Source organism: Hymenobacter plasmatis, assembly GCF_020711255.1.
Taxonomy (GTDB): domain Bacteria; phylum Bacteroidota; class Bacteroidia; order Cytophagales; family Hymenobacteraceae; genus Hymenobacter.
Genome location: NZ_JAJFAW010000002.1, coordinates 132,923 through 153,935 on the forward strand (window position 1 = coordinate 132,923; position 21,013 = coordinate 153,935).

Sequence of the window (21,013 nt, forward strand, 5' to 3'; positions counted from 1 at the left end):
GAAGTTTTGGGCCGCACCGGTGGTGAAGAATTGCTGAAATTGAGTTAATTTAGGGACGTCGGCCGGTGAAACGCCGTGCCGACAACCTGCGTTGTAAGGTTCGCACCGCATCAGCTGTTTTAGCCATGTTCAGTCTTGTCTACGCCGTGGCCTTTTGCGCCTTTTTCCTGTTCGTGCTGGTGATTCCGCGCCGGCGCCGCGCCTTGCCCCCGCCTCCGCCGTCCGACGGCGACGACGACGGTGGCGAACCGCACGACCCGGGCCTGCCCGACCTGGACCTGCCGCCCGGCATCTCCCGGCCTATTAATGATTGGGAGCCGGACTACAACAAGCGGCGCATCGGCGTCTGACCTCCCCTTTCAGCCCAAGCAGCAAGGCTTACGTGTTGGCCTGTGAGGCCGTAGCCATGACAATTATATATACGAAGTCTTATTATTAGGCATTTATCATTAGCCATTTATCGTTATCCCCGGCCTTAGCCTACTTCCATGGTGTAAGCGGCCGAGAAAACCTGGCCCGGCTCCAGCGTCAGAATGCCTTCTTTTTCGCGTAGCTCGCCCGGCTCCCCCGTGGGGCTGGCCACACCATGCCACGGCTCCACGCACACAAAGCCGGCTCCGGGCCCTTTGGTCCAGAGGCCGAGGTAGGGAAAGCCATCGAACTGGAACCGCACGAAATGCGCGGACTTGCGCGAGCGAAGCGTGAGGCGCGTGAAGTCGTAGTGCTTGAACACCAGCGCGTCGTCCGAGAACAGTTCGTAGGTAAGCGGCAGCTCCCAGGCATTGGTAAGCACAGGGGCCGTTTGGCCCGTTAGCAGGCCGCCTTCCAGGAGGTGGCGCTCCAGCGTCACGGGGTGGTCAAACTCAAAGAAATAATCTTCGAAGCTTTCGTCCGGCAGCAGCGGGCAGCGCACCGCCGGATGCGCCCCAATGCTGAACAACAGGGGCTGGTCGGTGGCCGTATTGCGTACGTCCCAGCGCACAGTGAGCAGGGTGTTGCGCAGCGTGTAGGTAATGGTGAGCTCGAAGTCGAAGGGGAAAATGGCGCGCGTGCTCTCGTCGTGCTGCAATTGGAACACCAGCTCGGTAGCCGAATGCCGCAGCACCCCAAACTCCTTGTCGCGGGCAAAACCGTGCTGGGGCAGTTTGTAGTCCTGCCCCTCGTGCCGGTACGTGTCGCCGGGCAGGCGCCCCACCAGCGGAAACAGCACCGGCGCGTGGCGGGCCCACACGGCTGGGTCGGCGGGCCACACGTATTCGAGGCCGTTGGCCAGGGTCACGAGGCTGGTAAGCTCGGCGCCGTGGGCCGCAAACGTGGCGCGGCAGCTGGGAGTGGCAAGGGTGTAGTGGGTCGCGGTATCAGGCATTGTTTTTACAGGTAAAGCGGGCAGTGGAGCCGTGCCGCGCAGCAGCTCATCTACCAAAAAGCAGGCGTGGGCAAAGCGGCGGTCCTCATCGCCGGATATTTCGGCAAAGTTGGCCATCCGCTCCCGCAATTCCCGGTGGTAGAGGTCGTAGAGCTGCTGGCGCAAATGCGGGTGCTCGCGCAGCGGGTCGGGCTGCCAGGGCACATCGACGCCCATGAGCAACACCAGGTCGTACTGGGCTTCGTGCATTCGGCTCAATATCCAATCGGGACAGCTGCCGAAGGCGTGCTCTGCCCATATTTTAATCACCAGCAAGTCGGTATCGTGAAACACCACGCGCTGGGCCTGCGCCTCTGCCGTGGCCTCGGCGGCCAGCTGGCCCCGGGCAATTTCCTCCAGGTCGGCCGGGGTGTAGTGCGGGCCCGAAGCGGCCAGGTATTCGCGGGCAAACTCGGGCGCATACGCCGTACCGTAGTGCGCCGCCAAACGAGCCGCCAGCGTTGATTTGCCGGTGGATTCCGGGCCAGTAAGTGAAACGCGCAGCAACGTGTGGAAAGGGAAAATTGAGCCGAATTGGCCCGAGGTTATTAATTATCGAGTATTAACCAGATAATAGACGCGCCTCCCAACAGAATATTATGACCGGCCCACAAAGTTGGCACTATTCCACGATTATACAGGCATTATCATTTCAATTGTCTCTGTAAAAGAGTCAGTAATGAAGTACTAGTGTGGCACGTCCCCTGGGCAGCGACTTTAGTTACTTAGCTATCAGCCAGGACTGGCGCCGCCTGGACCTGCTGCGCCTTGAGCTCGCGTCGCCACTGCCAGTAGCCATAGGCTGCCAAGACCAGAAAGACGGCATAAAGCACGCTGGTCAAATAAAGCTCGCGGTGCCAATACATGCCCACGTAGGCCACGTCGACGGCCACCCACAGCAGCCAGTTTTCGATGTTGCGGCGCGAAAGCAGCGTTTGGGCGGCCAGGCTGATGGCTGTGGTGGTGCTGTCCCAATAGGGCAGGGCCGCATTGGTGTGGCGGCTGAACAAAAAGCCGGCTCCTAGCGCGTAGAGCAGGCCCGCGGCGGTGAGCCAGCCGGCTACGCGGCGGGGCGTGTGCGTGATGGGCAGCGCCCGCGCAGCGGCCGCATCGGCGGGGGCCGGCTTGCGCAGCCACTTCACCCAGCCATACACCAGCAGCGCAATAAAAGCCAGCTGTAAGCCCGCATCCGAATACAGCCGAGCCTGCTTGAACACCACCAAGTAAATCCCCCCGTTGATGATGCCAATGGGGAAGTTCCAGATGGAATTGCGGGCCGCGAGCCACACGCAGGCCACGCCCGTCACCACCCCGGCCACTTCCAGCGGGTCGGCCGTTTGGATGGCGGCCCAGGCGGCGGTCACGAAATCAAAACTGAGAAGAATAGCCAGCACAAGCAAAACGGAAGAAGCGGCAAGGTAGGGCCCCACGGCCTACTTTTGCGCCCATACTGCTACGCCATGGACCACGCCTCGTTAGAAATTAGCCCCGAAGACCTCCAGCGCCGCCTGCAGGCCGGCGACGACGTTCAGCTGGTGGACGTGCGCGAACCCGAAGAATACGAATACTGCCACCTACCCGGCAGCCTGCTGCTCCCCTTAGGCGAGGTAACGCGCCGGGCCACCGAAATCCGCACCGAGGGGCCCGTGGTGCTCATTTGCCACCACGGCGTGCGTTCGGCCCGGGCCCTGGGCTACCTGCAGCACCGTCTGGGCCGCACCAACGTGCTTAACCTGCGCGGCGGCGTGGCCGGCTGGGCTGCCCGGGTCGACCCGGACTTTCCGCGCTACTAGCGCCGCCGCGGCCGAACTCCAGGGCGGAGCCAACTCAACCTGGGCTGGCGGCCCGATGGCGAGGTTAAATTGGGCTATTAAATGGCGGCACGTGTATCCAAATGCGGGCTCAATCGTTTGGGGCTGGAACTTGTTGTAGTCAACGCCTACCCTCCAAGCCATGCCCGATTTCCCGCTGCCGGCCATCATTCTACCCGACCCTACTGCTCCTACCCTGGCCAGCCGCCTGGCCCTGCGCGAGCGGCCGCCGGAGGCCCCGCTCCTGCGCCAGGAGTGGAGCGACTTGCTTTTTATGCACTGGCCGGTACCGGTGGCGCTGCTGGCGCCGCACCTACCCCTGCGGCTCAAGCTCGATACCTACGACGGCATGGCGTGGCTGGCCGTGGTGCCGTTTCGGATGTCGAAAGTGCGCACCCGCATCAGCCCACCGGTACCCGGCGCCAGCGGATTTCTTGAGCTAAACGTGCGCACCTACGTGCACCTCGACGGCGTGCCGGGCGTGTGGTTCTTTTCGCTGGATGCCACTAATGCCCTGGCCGTGTGGGTGGCGCGCACGTTTTTCAACCTGCCCTACCTGCGCGCCACCATGCGCATGGACAGCCCCAGCGCCCAGCTGCGGCAGTTCAAAGCCGAACGCACGCACGCGGGCATGGCCCCCGCGCACTTTCGCGCCACCTGGACCATCGGCGCCCCACTGCCGCCTGCCGAGCCCGGCTCGCTGGCCTTTTTTCTCACGGAGCGCTACTGCCTCTACACCAGCAACCAGGCCCGCACCAAGCTCTACCGCGGCCGGGTGGCCCACGGGCCGTGGCCCCTGCGCGCGGCCCAGGTGCTGCACTACGAGTCGACGCTGGTGGAGAGCCTCGGCCTGCCCACTCCCACCGGCAGCCCCCTCGTGCACGCAGGCGGCCCCGTGAGCGTGGAGCTGTGGCCGATGCAGCGGGTGTAATTTTGGTGGGTGAACCCTGCCTTTAGCCTGCCGCCACTGCCCGATTTGCCCATCCTCGCGGCGCTGCCTGCCCTGCGCGCCGCCCTGGCTGCGCACAGCCGGGTGGTGCTGGAAGCGCCGCCCGGCGCCGGCAAAACCACCGTGGTGCCGCTGGAGCTGCTGGCCGCACCCTGGCGCAGTCCGCAGGATAAAATCCTGGTGCTCGAGCCCCGGCAGCTGGCGGTGCGCGGCGCGGCAGCCCGCCTGGCCCAGCTGCTGGGCGAGCCGGTGGGCCGCACCATTGGCTACCGCGTGCGGCTCGATAGCAAAGTCTCCAAAGAAACCCGCGTGGAGGTCATCACCGAAGGCATACTGACGCGCATGATTCAGGACGACCCGGCCCTGGAAGGCGTGTCAGCCGTGGTGTTCGATGAATTTCACGAGCGCAGCCTGAATGCCGATTTGGGGCTGGCGCTGGCGCTGGATGCCCAGGCCGTGCTACGGCCGGAGCTGCGAATTTTAATCATGAGCGCCACGCTGGAGGCGCAACGGCTGGGCCAGTGGCTGCCCGCGCCGGTGGTGTCGTCGGCGGGCTTTTTGTTTCCGATTGATACCCATTACCTCGACCCACGCCGGGCCTCGGCGCTGCCTAACAAGCCCAATGACCGGCTGGCCGAACTGGTACCCGCCCAGGTGCGCGCGGCCCTGCACGCCCATCCCGAAGGCGATATCCTGGTGTTTCTGCCGGGCGTGGGCGACTTGCAGCGCAGTGCCCGCAAGCTGGCCGATGCCCTGGCCGATACCGTCGACCTGCACCTGCTGCACGGCGAGCTGCCCCTCGAAACCCAGGACGCCGCACTGCGCCCGGCCCGCGCGGGGCGCCGCAAGGTCATTCTGGCCACCAGCATTGCCGAAACCAGCCTGACCATCGAAGGCGTGCGGGTGGTGATTGACGGGGGCTTTGCCCGGGTGCCGCGCTTTGTGCCGCGCACCGGTTTCACCACCCTCGAAACCGTGCCCGTGGCCCGCGCCGCCGCCGACCAGCGCCGGGGCCGCGCCGGCCGCCTGGCTCCCGGCACCTGCTACCGCCTCTGGACCGAAGCCGAACACCACAATCTCCCGGCCCACCGTCCGCCCGAAATTCACACCGCCGACCTCAGTAGCCTGGTACTGGAACTGGCCCTGTGGGGAGCAACCGAGCCCACCAGCCTGCGCTGGCTGGATGTGCCGCCGTCCGCTGCCTTCGCCCAAGCCAAAGACCTGCTGCTGCGCCTGGGGGCGTTAGATAATGAGGAATCAGGAATGAGGAATGAAGAATTCTCAGGCACTAATTCCTCAATAAGAACAAAGCCGACTGCACACGGCCGGCAACTGGCGGCACTGGGGCTTCCGCCGCGTTTGGGCCATTTGGTGGTGCGCGGGCAGGAGTTGGGCTATGGAGCCGCCGCGGGGGCACTGGCTGCATTACTGGCAGAGCGAGACTTGCTGCGTTGGGCCAGCCCCACCGATACGCGCCCCATCCCGCCCGACTTGCGCCTGCGCTTGGAAGCGCTGGAAAGCGGACGCCCACCCCTGCCGGGGTTGGCCTTGCACCACGCCACGCTGCAGCGCGTGCGCGACGTGGCCCGCAACCTGCAAAGCCGTCAGGGACACGACAAAAAAGCTGCGCCCGGTTACTCAGCCGCTCAGGCACCGATTGGGCTGCTCACAGCCCTGGCCTACCCTGACCGCTTGGCCCAACGCGAAACCCACGACCGGCTCCGCCTCGTCACGGGCCAGCGCGTAAGCCTGAACACCACCGACGTGGACCCGCAAGCGGAGTTTTTCGCGGTGGCCCACCTGGCCGGCACGGCCTCGGCGCCCCGGGCTACGCTGGCGGCTCCGCTGGGCCGAGACGAGCTGGAGCTGGCTTTCGCCGACCAGATTACCACCACCGACGAGGTGCGCTACGACCCCGCTACCCAACGCGTGACCGGCCGCCGCGTGCGCCGGCTGGGCGCCTTGATGCTCGCCGAAACCGTCATTGGCCAGCCCAACCCCACGCTGGTGGGCCACGCCCTGCTGGCCTATCTGCAGGAAGCCGGCCTGAGCAAATTGAGCTGGACACCGGAGGCCCGGCAGCTGCAGCAGCGGCTGGAGTTTGTACGCCAGCACTTCCCGCCCTCCGATACTACTGCTGAAACAGAAAGGTGGCCAGCCTTCGACGACGAAACGCTGGCGCAAGAACTTTCTACTTGGCTAGGGCCGCACCTTACGGGCCTCAAAACCCTGACCGACGTGCAGCGGCTCGACCTCACGGAGCCGTTGCTGGCACGCCTGCCCGGCGGCTGGAGCCAGCGCCAAACCCTCGACCGTCTCGCCCCCGCCGCGCTGGAAGTCCCCAGCGGCTCGCACATCATCCTCGACTACAGCGACCCCGCCGCGCCCGTACTGGCCGTGAAGCTGCAGGAGCTGTTTGGCCTGACTGAAACGCCCACGGTGGCCGGCGGGCGGGTGCCGCTGCTCCTGCACTTGCTCTCGCCAGGTGGGCGGCCGGCGCAGGTCACCCGCGACTTGCGCAGCTTTTGGGAGAAGGGCTACTTTGAAGTGCGCAAGGATCTGAAAGGCCGCTACCCCAAGCACCCCTGGCCCGATAAGCCCATGGAACACATTCCAACACGGCTGACGAAGAAGCGGCTGGGTGGGTAGGTGCTTAGTGATAAAAAAGAACGTCATGCTGAGCGCAGTCGAAGCATCTCTACTGCGCAACTAATTCTATTTAGTATTGCGGTAGAGATGCTTCGACTGCGCTCAGCATGACGTTCTCTATGTACCCTTTCACTCAGCGCATTTCGCTATCATCTACAAAACCAGCACCCTGCCCGCTGCGGGGCGAGTAATGGCGGTGCAGCCAGCGGCTTAGCCCACCAAGGCCGGGCAGCAGCACTCGCTCGGTGATATTGGCCTGGTCGAGCTTATCGCGCACTTCCCACTTGAGTTTGGCGGGGATGACGATGCGGAAATACAGTTCGGGACGTTCGGTCAGCCAGTCGTGCAGCACACTCTGGGCCGTGCTCATCAGTGAAAACAGCGCGTATTGGTGCACAATGCGGGCATCGAGGCTGGGCGGCTCCAGAAACATGACGTAAGGCGTCTCCTGCAGGGCTTCCAGCTCGCTTAAGTTTTTGCTTAGGGGCTGGAGCAGTTCGGAGGTAAACACGTTGGAGCCCTCCTTGCGCAGAGCCTGGCGCAGGCTCGGGGGGAGGTGCTCGGCGGCTTTCACGTAGTTGAGGGCCCAGATGATGCCGTCTTCGTGGTAGGCCTCCAGGTCGTCGGTGGCGAAGTGCAGGGCCACGTAGGGCGAGTACGTCCAGTCGAGCAGGCGGGTGGGCAGGCCGTGGTGTTGGGCCAGGGCCAGCCAATCCCAGGTACTGGCGGCCTGAATGGTCTGGGTCGTGTCGTGGGCGTACTTGCGGAAGTTGCGCAGCAAGTGGTTTTCCAGCTCGTAGTACTTGCCGCCCAGGCGCTGCAGGCTGGTATTGAGCTGAAAATGGCGCGAGCGGCTGCCCCGGTACACAAACGGCGAACGGAACCGCCCCAGGCCGCTATCCCAGGTATCCTGGAAGAGCAGCTTTTGCAGGTCTTCCCAGGAAGTGGCGACGTAATCGTTGGCAGGTAGAGGCATGGGACGCAGAGAACTCAGATGTAAGCATGCAAGAACGGCATACTCCCCTCCTCAGCTGAGGAGGGGATGTTTCCGCGCAGCGAAAACGGGGGTGGTTGAGCCGTTGCACGACACCCGAACGATGCTAGCCCAAGTCGTTCGCCCATCGTTCAACAGCTCAACCACCCCAGCTCAACTTGGCAGTTGAGCGTCCCCTCCTTAGCAAGGAGGGGAGTTTTTTGTTCTTATGTCGCTACTCGCCCGCCGGGAAATCGGCCGCTTCGCCCACCTGGGCGTACTGCTCCAGCTCCTTGCTGATGCTGGCGAACTTCTCGCGGGCACCTTTCACGGCGGCTTTGCCCAAGGGCAGGTGCAGCGGTGGGTTTTCCAGCTGCACCACGTCGTACATGGCCTTGGCGGCGCGCACGGGGTCACCGGGCTGGCTGCCGCTGTAGCCCTGAATGCCGCGGAGATTCTCGCCCACCGTCGGTTGGTAATCGTCGATTTTGGTGTCGGCGATGGTGGCCGATTCGCCGGCCCACTTGGTGCGGAAGCCGCTTGGCTCAATATTGGTGACTTTGATGCCCAACGGCCCCACCTGCTGGCTCAGGCTTTCGCCAATGGCTTCGAGGGCAAACTTGCTGGCGTTGTAGATGCCCACGCCGGGGAAAGTTTTCAGGCCGCCGATGCTGGTGATGTTTAGCACGTGGCCCGAGCGGCGCTCGCGCAGGTGCGGCAGTACGGCCCGCAGCACGTGCAAGGCCCCAAACACGTTCACGTCGAACTGCCGCTGCACTTCTTCGGCGGGCACTTCTTCGATGCTGCCCATGGAGCCGTAGCCGGCGTTGTTCACCACCACGTCGAGGTGGCCAAAATGGGCAATGGCCTCGGCCACGGCTGTTTTCACCTGGGCTTCGTTGGTCACGTCGCATACTACGCCGAAGGTGCGGCCCGCCTCCCGGGCCGTAAACTCCTGGGCTTGCTCGGGCTTGCGGAACGTAGCGGCCACGCTGTCACCTTTCTCGAGGACATAAGCGGCCAGCGCTTCGCCAAAGCCGGAAGATGCGCCGGTGATAAACCAGGTTTTTGAAGAGGAATCAGACATAATAACGGGCTTTGAAATGGTAGCCGCTAAGACGGATTATTGAGCTGAATTGTTTGCGCCAGTCCGCCAAGCGGGCTTGCCTACGTCCGGTTCGGTACCTTCGCGCCTCGCAAAATCCCACCCTTTCCTCTCGTACGCTGTTAGCTCTATGAAGAAACTCTTCTCGTTCATTTTCACCTTGCTGGCGTTTGCAGCCCACGCCCAGGTAACGTTCAAAATCACGGCTGTGCCCGCCAATACGCCGGCCAATGCCACGATTTACATAGCTGGCACTTTCAACGCCTGGAATCCGGCCAGCGCGGCCCACGCCCTCACCCGCGACGCCACCGACGGCAGCTACCAAATCACGCTGCCAGCCAGCACGGGCACCATTGAGTACAAATTCACCCGGGGCTCGTGGGCCGCGGTGGAAACCAATGCCACGAACGGCTCGGTTCCAAACCGGACCTACACTTTCGGCAGCAGTACGGGCTCCGTGCTGCATCAGGTGCTGAACTGGGAAGACCTGGCCGGCGGCACGCCCGGTGGGGGCCAATCTACGGCAGCCGCCAATGTCAGCGTTATTTCCACCACGTTTCAGATACCGCAGCTGGGCCGCACCCGGCGCGTGTGGCTGTACCTGCCGCCCGGCTACGCCACCAGCGGGCGCCGCTACCCCGTGCTGTATATGCAGGATGGGCAAAATGTATTCGACAACCTCACGGCATTCGCGGGCGAGTGGGGCGTGGACGAGACCTTGAATCTGCTGCAAAGCAACGGCCAGGACCCCACCGGCTGCATTGTGGTGGCCATCGACAACGGCCCCAACCGCCTCGACGAGTACTCGCCCTGGAACAACCCGCAGTACGGGGGTGGCCAGGGCGACCTGTACGTGGATTTCCTGGTTCAGACCCTGAAGCCCTACATCGACGCCAACTACCGCACCCTCACCAGCCGCGAAAACACCGGCGTGGCCGGCTCGAGCATGGGCGCCCTCATTGCCACGTATGCCGCCTTGCGCTACCCGGCGGTGTTTGGGAAAGTGGGCGTGTTTTCGCCCGCTTACTGGTTTGCGGCGCAGCCCCTTTTCGACTACGTGCACCAGCACCCTGCCAACCCCAGTACCCGCTTCTACTTTGTGAGCGGCACCACCGAAAGCACCACCATGGTGCCGCAAATGACGGCCATGCGCGATTCGCTGCTGCGCGGTGGCGTACCAGCCGCCAACCTCAACTTCAACACCCGCGCCGATGGCCAGCACGCGGAGTGGTTTTGGAAGCGCGAATTCCCAGCGGCTTACTCCTGGCTCTTTGCCCCGGCGACGGCTACCGCCACCCGCAAAAGCCAGCGCCTGGCCGCGAGTGTATACCCCAATCCGGCCGCGCAGGAATTGCGGATTGAGCTGCCGCCGGCCCTGGCCGCAGCCCAACTCGAAATAAGCGACGCCCGGGGCCGCACCGTGCTTAAAACTGCCGTGCACAATGGCCAAACGGTGAATCTGCGGGGGCTGGCCCACGGTCTTTATCTGTCGCGGATAGTAGCCGGCCAGGAGATGACCGTGGTGAAATTCGCCAAAGAGTAAGCCAGAGTCTCGTGGGGGTGAGGCCGCAACCCAATTTCCCGCCGTACCTTTGACTGGCAAAAGGCCCCAACCCCCAACCCCTTTTGCCATGGCGGATTCCGCAACCCCCAAAATTGCCTTCGAGGCGCTGACCTACGACGACGTACTGCTGCTGCCAGCTTACTCCGAGGTACTGCCCCGAGACTGCGACACCGGCACCCGCCTCACCCCCAACATTCGGCTGCACACCCCGCTCATTTCGGCGGCCATGGACACTGTGACCGAGGCCGACATGGCCATTGCCCTGGCCCAGGAGGGCGGGCTGGGCATCATCCACAAGAACATGTCCATCAAGGCGCAGGCCGAGCAGGTGCGCCGCGTCAAGCGCAGCGAGTCGGCCCTGATTCAGGACCCCTTTACCCTGGCGCCCAGTGCCACGCTCGGCGACGCCCGCCAACTGATGCGCAAGCACGGCATCGGTGGCATCCCCATCATCGCCGACGACCGGCGCCTGCAGGGCATCCTCACCAACCGGGATTTGCGCTTCGAAACCGACTTGAGCCAGCCCGTTACCACGGTGATGATTCCGCTGGCCCGCCTCGTGACGGCGCCCGCGGGCATCGACCAGGCCGAGGCCGAGCAGCTGCTCACCGACAGCAAGGTTGACAAGCTGCCGCTGCTGGACAGCGACGGCCGCCTCGCCGGCCTGATGACGTACAAAGACATTCGCAAGCGCCGCCGCGCCCCCCACGCCAGCAAAGACAGCAAAGGCCGCTTGCGCGTCGGCGCCGCCGTGGGCGTCACCCCCGACCTGCTCCAGCGCGTCGCCGCCTTGGTCGAAGCCGGGGTGGACATTGTCAGCCTTGATACCGCCCACGGCCACTCCAAGGGCGTAATGGATGCGGTGCGCGCCATCAAGGCCGCGTACCCTAACCTAGACGTGATGGCCGGAAACGTGGCCACGGCCGCTGGGGCCCGCGCCCTGGCCGATGCCGGCGCCGACTGCGTGAAGGTGGGCGTGGGGCCGGGCTCCATCTGCACCACCCGCATTATTGCCGGCATTGGCGTGCCGCAGCTGTCGGCCGTGCTCGAAGCGGCCCGCGGCCTGCAGGGCACCGGCGTGACGCTGGTCGCCGATGGCGGCATCAAGTTCTCGGGCGACATCGTGAAGGCTCTGGCCGGGGGCGCCGCTGCTGTGATGGTGGGCTCGCTGCTGGCCGGCACGCAGGAAGCCCCGGGCGAGCTGATTATCTACGAAGGCCGCAAGTACAAATCGTACCGCGGCATGGGCTCGGTGGAGGCCATGGAAGACGGCAGCAAAGACCGGTACTTCCAGGACGCCGAAGACGACGTGAAGAAGCTGGTGCCCGAGGGCATCGTGGGCCGGGTGCCGTTCAAAGGCAACGTGTCGGAGGTCATCTACCAGCTGGCGGGCGGGCTGCGGGCCGGCATGGGCTACGTGGGCGCTGCTAACATGGAAGCCCTGCAGGCGGCGCAGTTCGTGCGCATCACCGGCGCCGGCCTGCGCGAGTCTCACCCGCACGACGTGCAAATCACCCGCGAAGCACCGAATTATTCGAGCCGCTAAGCGCGCCCAAAACCCGCTTTGGACACTTACGGGCAACGTCGGCTTCGGCTGGCGTTGCCCGTTGCGTTTGCGCAGCAATGGGTAAGGCAATTTTGCATGGCTGATTGTATCTTGCATGCCGATTGAGCGTCAGTGAAGACGCGGCGGGCTGGTGCGCTTGTGTTTTTCCTGGTTTTGTCTGTGCCTAAACGCTTACTCTCGCTTCTGTTGCCTTTTAGCCTGCTTAGTTGGGTGCTGCTGCTCCTTAGTGCGCTCAGCCACTCGGGAGCGGGCCCGTGGCTGGGCAACTGGCCGGAATGGACCACGCAGCTGACCCAGGCCGCTTTTGTGCTGGGCGTTTTTCTATATTATCGGTACCAGCCGTCGCCACTCGAGGGGCAGGCCTTTGTGCCGCTGCTGCGGCGCTTGCTGTTGGGTCCCGGCTTGCTGGCGCTGGGCTGCGTGGCGCTGCACCTGGTGGAGCGGCTGGCGAAAGACGAGCCCGTCTTCAGCAACAACAGCGTATTCTTTACCAGCATCTACACGCTGAACCTGGGGCTGTTCGTGATTTTTCTGGCCCGTACCAACTACGCGTGGCGGGCGCTGGTATTGTTCCGTTCTACGTCCCATCTCCAGCGCGAATGGACGGCGTTTGAGGTGGCACTGGGCGCTACCCTGCTGTTTCGCCTGTTGGGCGTGAACCCGCCCAACTACATCGGCATTCCGCTGGTGGTCTTGCTAGGTTTGTACGGCATCTACCTCAGCGGCCACCAGAAGTGGGTGGCCTACCTCAGCCAGCGCGACAAGTGGAACGCCGTGCTGCTGCAGGCGGCCCTGTTGTTTGGGGTGCTGATTTTTGTGCAGTACTTCCGCATCACGCAGGTCGACCCGCAGCTTATTGCGCCACAGCCGCAGTATGCCTTTCTATTGCTCACCGCTTTCTTTTCGGCCTTTTATGCGCTAATGGGGTTGCTGGTCACGTTTTTCAACATGCCCATTGCCGACATCATCGACCAGCGGCGTAATGAAATTCTGCGCCTGCAGCGCCTCACCCAGATTATTCAGCGCGGCCAGACATCGGCCGAGGTTTACAACATTCTGCTGGAGTCGGCGGTGCAAACCGTGCAGGCCGAGGCCGCGTGGCTGGACCTGGACCCGGGCCACGCCGGCGTCGACGCTTCAGAAGCCACGTTCTACTACAACCTGCAGCCCGAGCAGGCCAACTCTCTGCGGGAGCTGCTCAAGGGCCACGAATTGCCGGAAGGCGAGTTCATCACCAACGACCTGAACGTGCGGCCGGGCTTTACGGGGCTGCCGCAGGCGTTTCGGTCGTTGCTGCAGCTGCCGCTACGCGGGCTGCACTACAACTACGGCATGCTCCACTTGCTGAAAGTGGAGCCCCACACCTTCGACCGCGAGGACCTCAACATTCTGCAGACCTTCACCAGCCAGGCGGTGCTCAGCATCGAAAACCTGGAGCTGGTGCGCACCTCGCTCGAAAACCAGCGCACCCAGGAAGAGCTGAAAATCGCCTCGCAGGTGCAAGACAGCCTCATTCCAAAAAACCTGCCTACCGACAACTGGTTTGAAATCAGCTCGCACTCGCTGGCGGCGAAAGAGGTAGGCGGTGACTTCTACGACTTCCTGCACCTGCCGGGCCGGCGGCTGGCCGTCATCATCGGCGACGTGAGCGGCAAGGGCGTGACGGCCGCCTTCCACATGGCCCAGATGAAAGGCATTTTCCATGCGCTGATGCAGGAAAATCCGCTGGCCAAGAACGAGCGCGACAAGTTCCCAGTGCCCAGTCGGTTTATGGCGCAGGCCAACACTGCCCTCTCCCACTGCCTGGAACGGTCGTCGTTCATCACCTCGTCGCTCTACATCATCGACTACGAGCAGGGCGGCTTCGTCTTTGCCCGCGCCGGGCACTGCCACACGCTGTACTACCACGCCCTGCGCGAGGAGGTTTTCTACTTCGAATCGACGGGCCTCGGCCTAGGCATTATCCGGAACGAGACCTACGAGAAGCACATCAAAAACCAGTTTTACGACTACAGCCCCGGCGACGTGATGGTGATATACACCGACGGCATCGTGGAGGCGCGGGGCGCCGGGGGCGCCGAGTACGGCGAAGACCGCCTGAAGCTGCGCCTGGAAGAAAGTTATTTCCAGGATGCCGAGAGCATTAAGTCGTTTATTCTGAACGACCTGAACGGCTTCACCCACGGCTACCCCATCCACGATGACCAGACCCTGCTGGTTATAAAATTCAAGTCGGCTCAACCCCCACTGTTAGCCTGACGTATCGCCCTCATTATGAAAGTTACCGCCCAACCCTCCGCCGATACCCTCACCCTCCTGCTGGACGGTGAGCTGGATGCTAGCTCCGCTATTGTTCTTGATACTGAGCTCGCTAAACCAGACATTCTCAACTACCGCAAGGTGCTGGTCGACTGCGCCAAGCTCAGCTACATTTCCTCGGCTGGCCTGGGCGTATTCATTTCCCACTTGCAGCGCTTTCAGGATGCCAACGTAAAGCTGATATTCTTCAACATGCAAGAGAAGGTATTCAACGTATTTGAAATTCTTGGGCTCGATGCCCTCATGACCATCGTTCCCAGCGCCACCGAAGCAGAAGCCGCTTAAAAAAGTGTTGGATGTTGAGGGTTGAATGTTGAGCTAATTAGGATTTCATCGTCCTTCCTTCTGCTCAACACATTCACCCAACATTCAACCCTAACACTCAAAACTTTCGAAGTGAAATCTGCGCTCCGCATTGCTTGTTCCCGCAGCCACCTCCAGCAGGTGCGGGACTTCGTGCGGAATTACCTCAGCAGCCGGCAGCTGCCCGAAATCACGGTCAACCAAGTGGTGCTGGCCGTAGACGAGGTAGTGGCCAATTTCATTATCCACGCCAACGGCGAAGACGAGACCCAGTTTCTGGACCTCAAGCTGCAGCTCGATGACCACGAGCTGAACGTGGAAATTGCCGACAACGGCGACACCATCTTCCTGCCCGCGCCCCACCAAAGCCCCGACTTGCGCGACTTCATTCGCCAGGGCCGTAAGGGCGGCATGGGCATGACGCTTGTGAACCGGCTCATGGACAAAGTCGAGTTCTTTACCCGCGGCAATCACACCGTCTGCCACCTAAGCAAGCACCTGGCCTAACGTCGGTGAACTGCGCCCACAGCCTCCCAACCGGTCCTGTTCAGCTTCCCAGCCCCCGGTTGGGCTGGCTGGGCAGGACCGGTTTTTATTTCAAAAACCGCCGCCTGCTCAGCTTGTCCTTTGGTCTTTCTGCTTTTTATTGTGATTAAACCCGGGCTGAAGCTTTCTCTCGTCACTTACTGTGGGGCGCTTGCAGCGGTAGCCGGACTTGCTGCTTTACCTCCGGAAAATAGTTAATTTTGCATCGGTACTTTTATGCCCGCGCGGCCCGCTTCTTCCCGCTTGCCGCAATCGTCTCTTACTTTTTATATGCACAAACGCATTCTGTACGCCGGCGCTGCCGCCGTTACGCTGCTGGCTGGATGCCAGGCTTCTAAACCGGCTGCTTCGGCCTCCACGGCTTCGCCCGCGGCTGGGCCCGCCGTCGAAACCCTGGGCAACTACCCGGTGCCGGCCAATGAGTTTGCCTACGTGTACCGCAAGAACAACAGCTCGGCGCCCGACTTTGGCACCCGCCAAAGCGTGACCGACTACCTGGACCTGTACACCAACTTCCGGCTCAAGGTGCTGGAAGCCGAGCAGAAAGGCCTGGATACCACGCAGGCGTTCAAGCGCGAGCTCGACGGCTACCGGCAGCAGCTCTCGCTGCCCTACCTCACGGAGAAAAGCGTGACCGACCAGCTGGTGCGCGAAGCCTACGACCGCATGAGCCAGGAGGTGAACGCCTCGCACATCCTCATTCGCGTGGCGCCCGATGCCACGCCGCAGGACACGCTGGCCGCGTACAAAAAGATTGAGGGCATCCGCCAGCAGGCGCTGGGCGGCGCCGATTTTGCGCAGCTGGCCCGCACCCTAAGCGAAGACCCCTCGGCGAAGGAAAACGCGGGCAAGTTGGGCTACTTCACGGCCATGCAGATGGTGTACCCATTTGAGTCGGCGGCCTACAAAACGCCCGTGGGCCAGGTGTCGGCCCCCATTCGCACGCGCTTCGGCTACCACATCATCAAGGTCAATGACAAGCGGGCCGCACAGGGCGAAATCAAGGTGGCCCACCTTATGATTCGGATGAACGCCAACGCGGCCAAGTCCGACTCGCTCACTGCCAAGAAGAAAGTGGATGAATTGTACAGCCGCCTGAAGAAGGGCGAAAACTGGGACAAGCTCGTGGCTCAATTTTCGGAGGATGCCGGCTCGGCTGCCAACGGCGGCGAGCTGCCGCCCTTCGGCACGGGCCGCATGATTCCCTCCTTCGAGGAAGTGGCCTTTAAGCTGCAAAAGCCTGGCGACATTTCGGCCCCGGTGCAAACGCCCTACGGCTGGCACATCATCAAGCTGATTGAGAAGCAGCCGGTGCCCAAGTTTGCCGACATGGAAGCTTCGCTGAAAAGCAAGGTGGCCAAGGACTCGCGCTCCGAGCTCAACAAAGCTGCTTTCCTGAAGCGCGTGCGGCAGGAAGACAAGTTTGTGGAAATTCCAGCTGCTAAAACCTACGTTTTCAGCAAGGCTGATACCGCGCTGGTAGCCGGCCGCTTTAAGTACGCGGCGCCGGCCGCGGGCACCAAGGCCGGCAAAGGCGCCGTAAACGACAACTCGCCCCTGTTCACCATTATGGGCAAGCCCTATACGGTGAAGGACTTCCTGACCTATGTGCAGCAGAACCAGCGGCCCCGCACCGGCGCGCAGCCCTCGTTTGCCATGCAGCAGCTCTACGAGCAGTACGTGGAGCAGTCGCTGACCGACTTTGAGAAGAGCAGCCTCGAAAACAAGTACGAAGACTACCGCATGCTGGTAAAGGAGTACCGCGACGGCATCCTGCTCTTCCAGTTGATGGACGAGAAGGTGTGGAGCAAAGCCATTGAGGACACGGTGGGCCTGAAGAAGTACTTCGCCGCCAACCAGGCCAAGTACCAGTGGGACCAGCGCGTGCAGGGCACCGTGGTGAGTGCCGCCACGCCCGCCCTGCTAGCCCGTGTGCAGAAAGAGCTGAAAGCCGGCCGCTTCCAGGTTACCCGGAACGTGCCCAAAACGGCGCCGTTCGGCACCGGCACCGCCTCGCCGAGCAAAGCCGGGGGTAATGCCCTGGCCGACATAGCCAAGCGCATGTTGCAGGACACCCTGGCCCGCGTAACATTCACAGGCCGCGTGAAGAAAGGCGAAAAGGCTAGCCTAGCCCGCGCCCGCGCCGATGCCGCCGCCAAGTACTTGCAGACGCAGGGCGTGCCGGCCCGCCGCATCAGCAAAACAGTGCAGGCTGCTCCGGCGGCCGAGGGCAGCGTACAGATTGGGCTGGTTACGGGGAACCCCGCCGCCATCGAATCGGAAATGAACGAGAAGAACCCGCTGTCGGTGCAAATCACGCAGCGCGTGTTCCAGAAAGGCGACAACAAGCTGGTGGATGAGCTCATGGCCAAGGGCCCCGGCACCTACACCGTGCAGAAAGACGGCCGCTACAACGCTGTGACCATCGAGAAAATCCTGCCGGCCGGCCCCAAAACCCTGGCCGAAGCCCGCGGCCAGGCCACTTCCGACTACCAGACTTACCTGGAGAAGGAATGGATTAATGAGTTGCGCACTGCGCGCCCGGTGAAGGTGAACGAGGGCGAGGTAAACAAGCTCATAACTAAATAAAGCCCGGGCTGGCCCGGCAGCGCGAAGCGGCGTTTCGGCTCCCTACGGCCGTGGGGGCCGAAACGCCGCTTCGCGCTGCCGGGCCGCTGCAACCTTCTAGGCCGGCGCGGGCTCCTTGTTTTTGTCTGCCAACGGATTTATCGTGAAATTTGTGGGCTTGTTCGCGCGTTATGCGTGCACGGCTCAAGCTCCCGGCATTTGGCCGGCCGGCTTTACACTACTACCCTATGCTTTTTAAAGTGAATCGCGCTGCGGCGTCGGCCCTGCTTACGCTGCTGTTGCTACTGGGCTTTGCCCCCACTTCCCAAGCCCAGCTGGGCATTACCCGCACCAAAGGCCAGCAGCTGCTCGACGGCATTGTGGTGAAGGTGGACAACCAGATTGTGCTACAGTCCGATGTGGAAAACATCTACTCCCAGGAAGTGGCCCGCGCCGAAGGCAAGCCCCTGCCGCCGGACTTGAAATGCAAAATCCTGCAGAGCCTGGTGCTGAACAAGCTCATGCTGGCCCGCGCCGAAGTCGACTCCGTGACGGTGGACGACAAGCAGGTGAACAGCGAGGTAGACCGCCGCATGGCCTACTTCGTGCAGCAGATTGGTTCCGAAAAGCGCCTTGAAGAGCAATACAACAAGCCTATCAAGGCGCTGAAGGACGACCTGCGGCCGCAAATCAAAGACCAGCTCACGCAGCAGAAAATGCAGGAAACCATCACCGGTAAGGTGGCAGTGACCCCGCGCGAAGTGGCTCAATATTTCAGCAAGGTGCCCAAGGACAGCTTGCCCTACTTCAGCACCGAGGTGGAAGTGGGCCAGATTGTGGTACCTGCCCAGGTGAACGAGAAGGCCAAGCAGGCTGCCATTGCCAAGCTCAACGACATCCGGGCGCAGGTGCTGGCCGGCGCCGACTTTGCCACCCTGGCCAAGCAGTACTCGCAGGACCCGGGCTCGGCCAAAGAAGGCGGCTACCTGGGCTTCTTCAAGCGCGGGGAGCTGGTGCCGGAGTACGAAGCGGCTTCGATGAAGCTGGAGCCGGGGCAGCTTTCGCCCGTAGTGCAGTCGCAGTTCGGCTTCCACCTTATTCAGTTTATTGAACGCAAGGGCAATACGTTTTCGACGCGCCACATCCTGCTCAAGCCCGAAACCGGCGCCGCCGATGCCAGCGAAGCTGCCAAGCTCCTGACCAAGCTGCGCCGCCAAATCCTGTCCGACAGCATCAGCTTTGCCAAAGCGGCCAAAGACAATTCGGCGGACAAGTCCAGCGTCGGCAACGGCGGCCTGCTCCAGAACCGCCAGGACAGTGGCTCGCGCCTGCCCCTCGACAAGCTCGACCCGGCCATCTTCTTTACCATCGACACGATGAAGGTGGGCCACATCACCCCGCCCCTGCCTTACCGCACCGACGACGGCAAGGACGCCATGCGTATTCTGTGGCTGAAGTCGAGCACCCCGCCTCACCAGGCCAACCTGCAGGAAGACTACCAGAAGATTGCCGCCGCGGCCCTGAACGAGAAGCGCAACAAGGCGCTCGACGAGTGGTTCCTGAAGAACCGCGGCACGGTGTACCTGGAAATTGCGCCGGAGTACGCCCAGTGCAAGGTGCTGGACGTGGCCGAACGCTAAACCGCTGGCTAATGGCTGCGCGCCATTAGCTTTTTGTCTGGCCTCCGCTTTACTTTACTCTACCAATAGCTAATGGTGTTCTGCCAATAGCTACTAGCTGAATCTATGAGGAACGACAAAGAAGCCGCCGATGCCCTGGCAGACTCCTTCCAGAAGCTGCGCCAGGAAATCGGCAAAGTCATCGTAGGGCAGGACGAAGTGGTGCGGCTGGTGCTCACCGCCGTGTTTTCGCAAGGGCACAGCCTGCTGGTGGGGGTGCCCGGACTGGCCAAAACCCTGCTGATTCAAACCATCGCCGACTCCCTGGACCTGTCGTTCAACCGCATTCAGTTCACGCCGGATTTGATGCCCTCCGACATTGTGGGCTCCGAAACGATGAACCAGCAGCGGGATTTTCACTTCGTGAAGGGCCCCATCTTCGCCAACATCATCCTGGCCGACGAAATCAACCGCACGCCCCCCAAAACCCAGGCCGCGCTGCTGGAGTCGATGCAGGAATACGCCGTGACGGTGGCCGGGCAGCGCTACGCGTTGGCCCGCCCATTCTTCGTACTGGCCACCCAAAACCCTATTGAGCAGGAAGGTACCTACCCCCTGCCCGAAGCGCAACTCGACCGCTTCATGTTCAATATTGAGCTGGGCTACCCCACCTATGCTGAGGAGCTGAACATCGTCAAAAACACCACCTCCGACCGCAAGCACTCGGTAAACAAAATCCTGCACGCGGCCGATATTCAGGCATTCCAGGAGCTGGTGCGCCGGGTGCCGGTGGCCGACAACGTGGTGGAATACGCCGTGAGCCTGGTGCACAAGACGCGCCCCGGCACCGAGCGCGCTGCGGCTCGCTCCACGCAACTACTGGAGTGGGGCGCAGGGCCGCGCGCCTCACAGCACCTCATTGTGGGCGCCAAGTGCAACGCGTTGCTCAACGGCAAGTACTCGCCCGATATTGAGGACGTACGCGCCGTGGCGGTGCCCATCCTGCGCCACCGCCTCGTGCGCAACTTCAAAGCCGAAGCCGAAGGCATCGGCGTGGAGCAGATTGTGAAAGAACTTTTGTAAAACTCGCCTGTCATGCTGACGAAGGAAGCATCTTATCAAAGCTGCTTTCGTCAGATTTAGTATTCCCGACGGCGCGAACCTGATAAGATGTTTCGCTCCGCTCAACATGACGAAAGCCCATGGAAGCCCAAGCTTACTACCAGCAATTTGAGCGCAACGTGCGCATCATTCTCGATGCCCTTGCCGCCGGCCTAGACCTGCGCACCACGTCCCTTGAAACCAGCCTGCCCATCGAAGTATATGTGCTGTGCGAGGTCCTGAACCAAGGCGCCGGCGAAGACTTCGTGCTCACCGCTACCGGTGTGGCACGGCTGGCCGAGTTTCAGCAGCAGTTTATGAAGCACGAGGGCCAGACCCTAGCCGCTATGGAGCGCGTGCTCGCCGACAAGCGCGGCACCATGCGCACCCCCGAAGGCCGGGTATTGGCCAAGGAGATGCTCATCCGGCGGCTGGAATTCTTCAACGAAGCGGCCCGCCAGGTAAACGTGATGCGCACGCAGCAGGCCCTGGGCAGCCCCAGCCAGTACGAAGGCGTAAACAAATAGCTCAACC

17 protein-coding genes are annotated in these 21,013 nt (G+C 62.3%); 13 read left to right on the top strand and 4 right to left on the bottom strand.

Annotation, left to right across the window (positions count from 1 at the left end; genetic code table 11):
• Positions 1-125: 125 nt before the first annotated feature.
• Positions 126-350, top strand: a complete 225-nt coding sequence (locus LJ738_RS01870) for a hypothetical protein (protein WP_227784631.1) — start codon at positions 126-128, stop codon at positions 348-350.
• Positions 351-475: 125 nt separating this feature from the next.
• On the opposite strand, the gene LJ738_RS01875 is transcribed toward LJ738_RS01870, so the two are convergent.
• Together LJ738_RS01875 and pnuC are read right to left on the bottom strand one after the other, a co-directional pair.
• On the bottom strand, positions 476-1,912 hold the full coding sequence (locus tag LJ738_RS01875; RefSeq protein ID WP_227784632.1) for an aldose epimerase family protein: 1,437 nt from the start codon (positions 1,910-1,912) through the stop codon (positions 476-478).
• Between the two features lie 218 nt (positions 1,913-2,130).
• Positions 2,131-2,799 (bottom strand): nicotinamide riboside transporter PnuC, encoded by a 669-nt coding sequence (pnuC, locus tag LJ738_RS01880; RefSeq protein ID WP_227784633.1) that lies wholly within the window; start codon positions 2,797-2,799, stop codon positions 2,131-2,133.
• A gap of 45 nt (positions 2,800-2,844) precedes the next feature.
• On the opposite strand from pnuC, the gene LJ738_RS01885 reads away from it, so the two are divergent.
• The 3 genes from LJ738_RS01885 (at position 2,845) to hrpB (ending at position 6,814) form a co-directional block, all read left to right on the top strand.
• Positions 2,845-3,198 carry a rhodanese-like domain-containing protein gene (locus LJ738_RS01885; RefSeq protein WP_227784634.1) on the top strand — a complete coding sequence of 118 codons (354 nt, stop codon included), beginning with the start codon at positions 2,845-2,847 and terminating at the stop codon, positions 3,196-3,198.
• Positions 3,199-3,358: 160 nt separating this feature from the next.
• Positions 3,359-4,147: a YqjF family protein gene (locus tag LJ738_RS01890; RefSeq protein WP_227784635.1), complete on the top strand. Its 789-nt coding sequence runs from the start codon at positions 3,359-3,361 to the stop codon at positions 4,145-4,147.
• Between the two features lie 9 nt (positions 4,148-4,156).
• Positions 4,157-6,814: an ATP-dependent helicase HrpB gene (gene hrpB, locus LJ738_RS01895; RefSeq protein WP_227784636.1), complete on the top strand. Its 2,658-nt coding sequence runs from the start codon at positions 4,157-4,159 to the stop codon at positions 6,812-6,814.
• A gap of 133 nt (positions 6,815-6,947) precedes the next feature.
• Here the strand turns inward: hrpB and LJ738_RS01900 are convergent, their stop codons facing one another.
• Together LJ738_RS01900 and LJ738_RS01905 are read right to left on the bottom strand one after the other, a co-directional pair.
• Positions 6,948-7,790, bottom strand: a complete 843-nt coding sequence (locus LJ738_RS01900; RefSeq protein ID WP_227784637.1) for an FRG domain-containing protein — start codon at positions 7,788-7,790, stop codon at positions 6,948-6,950.
• Positions 7,791-8,022: 232 nt separating this feature from the next.
• Positions 8,023-8,874 carry an oxidoreductase gene (locus LJ738_RS01905; protein WP_227784638.1) on the bottom strand — a complete coding sequence of 284 codons (852 nt, stop codon included), beginning with the start codon at positions 8,872-8,874 and terminating at the stop codon, positions 8,023-8,025.
• Positions 8,875-9,022: 148 nt separating this feature from the next.
• On the opposite strand from LJ738_RS01905, the gene LJ738_RS01910 reads away from it, so the two are divergent.
• From LJ738_RS01910 to LJ738_RS01950, 9 genes are all read left to right on the top strand, one after another.
• On the top strand, positions 9,023-10,435 hold the full coding sequence (locus tag LJ738_RS01910; RefSeq protein ID WP_227784639.1) for an alpha/beta hydrolase-fold protein: 1,413 nt from the start codon (positions 9,023-9,025) through the stop codon (positions 10,433-10,435).
• 88 nt (positions 10,436-10,523) lie between these two features.
• Positions 10,524-12,002, top strand: coding sequence for an IMP dehydrogenase (gene guaB, locus LJ738_RS01915; protein ID WP_227784640.1), 1,479 nt, complete (start codon positions 10,524-10,526; stop codon positions 12,000-12,002).
• A gap of 180 nt (positions 12,003-12,182) precedes the next feature.
• The gene (locus LJ738_RS21415; protein WP_227784641.1) at positions 12,183-14,282 is read left to right on the top strand and encodes a PP2C family protein-serine/threonine phosphatase; all 2,100 of its coding nucleotides are present in this window, start codon (positions 12,183-12,185) and stop codon (positions 14,280-14,282) included.
• 15 nt (positions 14,283-14,297) lie between these two features.
• Positions 14,298-14,627, top strand: coding sequence for an STAS domain-containing protein (locus tag LJ738_RS01925; protein WP_227784642.1), 330 nt, complete (start codon positions 14,298-14,300; stop codon positions 14,625-14,627).
• A gap of 111 nt (positions 14,628-14,738) precedes the next feature.
• Positions 14,739-15,152, top strand: a complete 414-nt coding sequence (locus tag LJ738_RS01930) for an ATP-binding protein (protein WP_227784643.1) — start codon at positions 14,739-14,741, stop codon at positions 15,150-15,152.
• A gap of 309 nt (positions 15,153-15,461) precedes the next feature.
• A complete protein-coding gene (locus tag LJ738_RS01935; RefSeq protein ID WP_227784644.1) occupies positions 15,462-17,780 on the top strand; it encodes a peptidylprolyl isomerase in 2,319 nt (772 codons plus the stop codon).
• A gap of 239 nt (positions 17,781-18,019) precedes the next feature.
• On the top strand, positions 18,020-19,399 hold the full coding sequence (locus LJ738_RS01940) for a peptidylprolyl isomerase (RefSeq protein WP_302715997.1): 1,380 nt from the start codon (positions 18,020-18,022) through the stop codon (positions 19,397-19,399).
• Between the two features lie 105 nt (positions 19,400-19,504).
• Positions 19,505-20,461: an AAA family ATPase gene (locus LJ738_RS01945; RefSeq protein WP_227784646.1), complete on the top strand. Its 957-nt coding sequence runs from the start codon at positions 19,505-19,507 to the stop codon at positions 20,459-20,461.
• Positions 20,462-20,580: 119 nt separating this feature from the next.
• Positions 20,581-21,006, top strand: coding sequence for a hypothetical protein (locus LJ738_RS01950; protein ID WP_227784647.1), 426 nt, complete (start codon positions 20,581-20,583; stop codon positions 21,004-21,006).
• Positions 21,007-21,013: the final 7 nt, after the last annotated feature.

What these genes read in the sequence shown, in the direction of transcription:
- LJ738_RS01870 (WP_227784631.1), top strand. Translation starts at nt 126, where the DNA reads ATGTTCAGTCTTGTCTACGCCGTGGCCTTTTGCGCCTTTTTCCTGTTC.
- LJ738_RS01890 (WP_227784635.1), top strand. Translation starts at nt 3,359, where the DNA reads ATGCCCGATTTCCCGCTGCCGGCCATCATTCTACCCGACCCTACTGCT.
- LJ738_RS01900 (WP_227784637.1), bottom strand. Translation starts at nt 7,790, where the DNA reads ATGCCTCTACCTGCCAACGATTACGTCGCCACTTCCTGGGAAGACCTG.
- LJ738_RS01905 (WP_227784638.1), bottom strand. Translation starts at nt 8,874, where the DNA reads ATGTCTGATTCCTCTTCAAAAACCTGGTTTATCACCGGCGCATCTTCC.
- LJ738_RS01910 (WP_227784639.1), top strand. Translation starts at nt 9,023, where the DNA reads ATGAAGAAACTCTTCTCGTTCATTTTCACCTTGCTGGCGTTTGCAGCC.
- guaB (WP_227784640.1), top strand. Translation starts at nt 10,524, where the DNA reads ATGGCGGATTCCGCAACCCCCAAAATTGCCTTCGAGGCGCTGACCTAC.
- LJ738_RS01925 (WP_227784642.1), top strand. Translation starts at nt 14,298, where the DNA reads ATGAAAGTTACCGCCCAACCCTCCGCCGATACCCTCACCCTCCTGCTG.
- LJ738_RS01935 (WP_227784644.1), top strand. Translation starts at nt 15,462, where the DNA reads ATGCACAAACGCATTCTGTACGCCGGCGCTGCCGCCGTTACGCTGCTG.
- LJ738_RS01945 (WP_227784646.1), top strand. Translation starts at nt 19,505, where the DNA reads ATGAGGAACGACAAAGAAGCCGCCGATGCCCTGGCAGACTCCTTCCAG.
- LJ738_RS01950 (WP_227784647.1), top strand. Translation starts at nt 20,581, where the DNA reads ATGGAAGCCCAAGCTTACTACCAGCAATTTGAGCGCAACGTGCGCATC.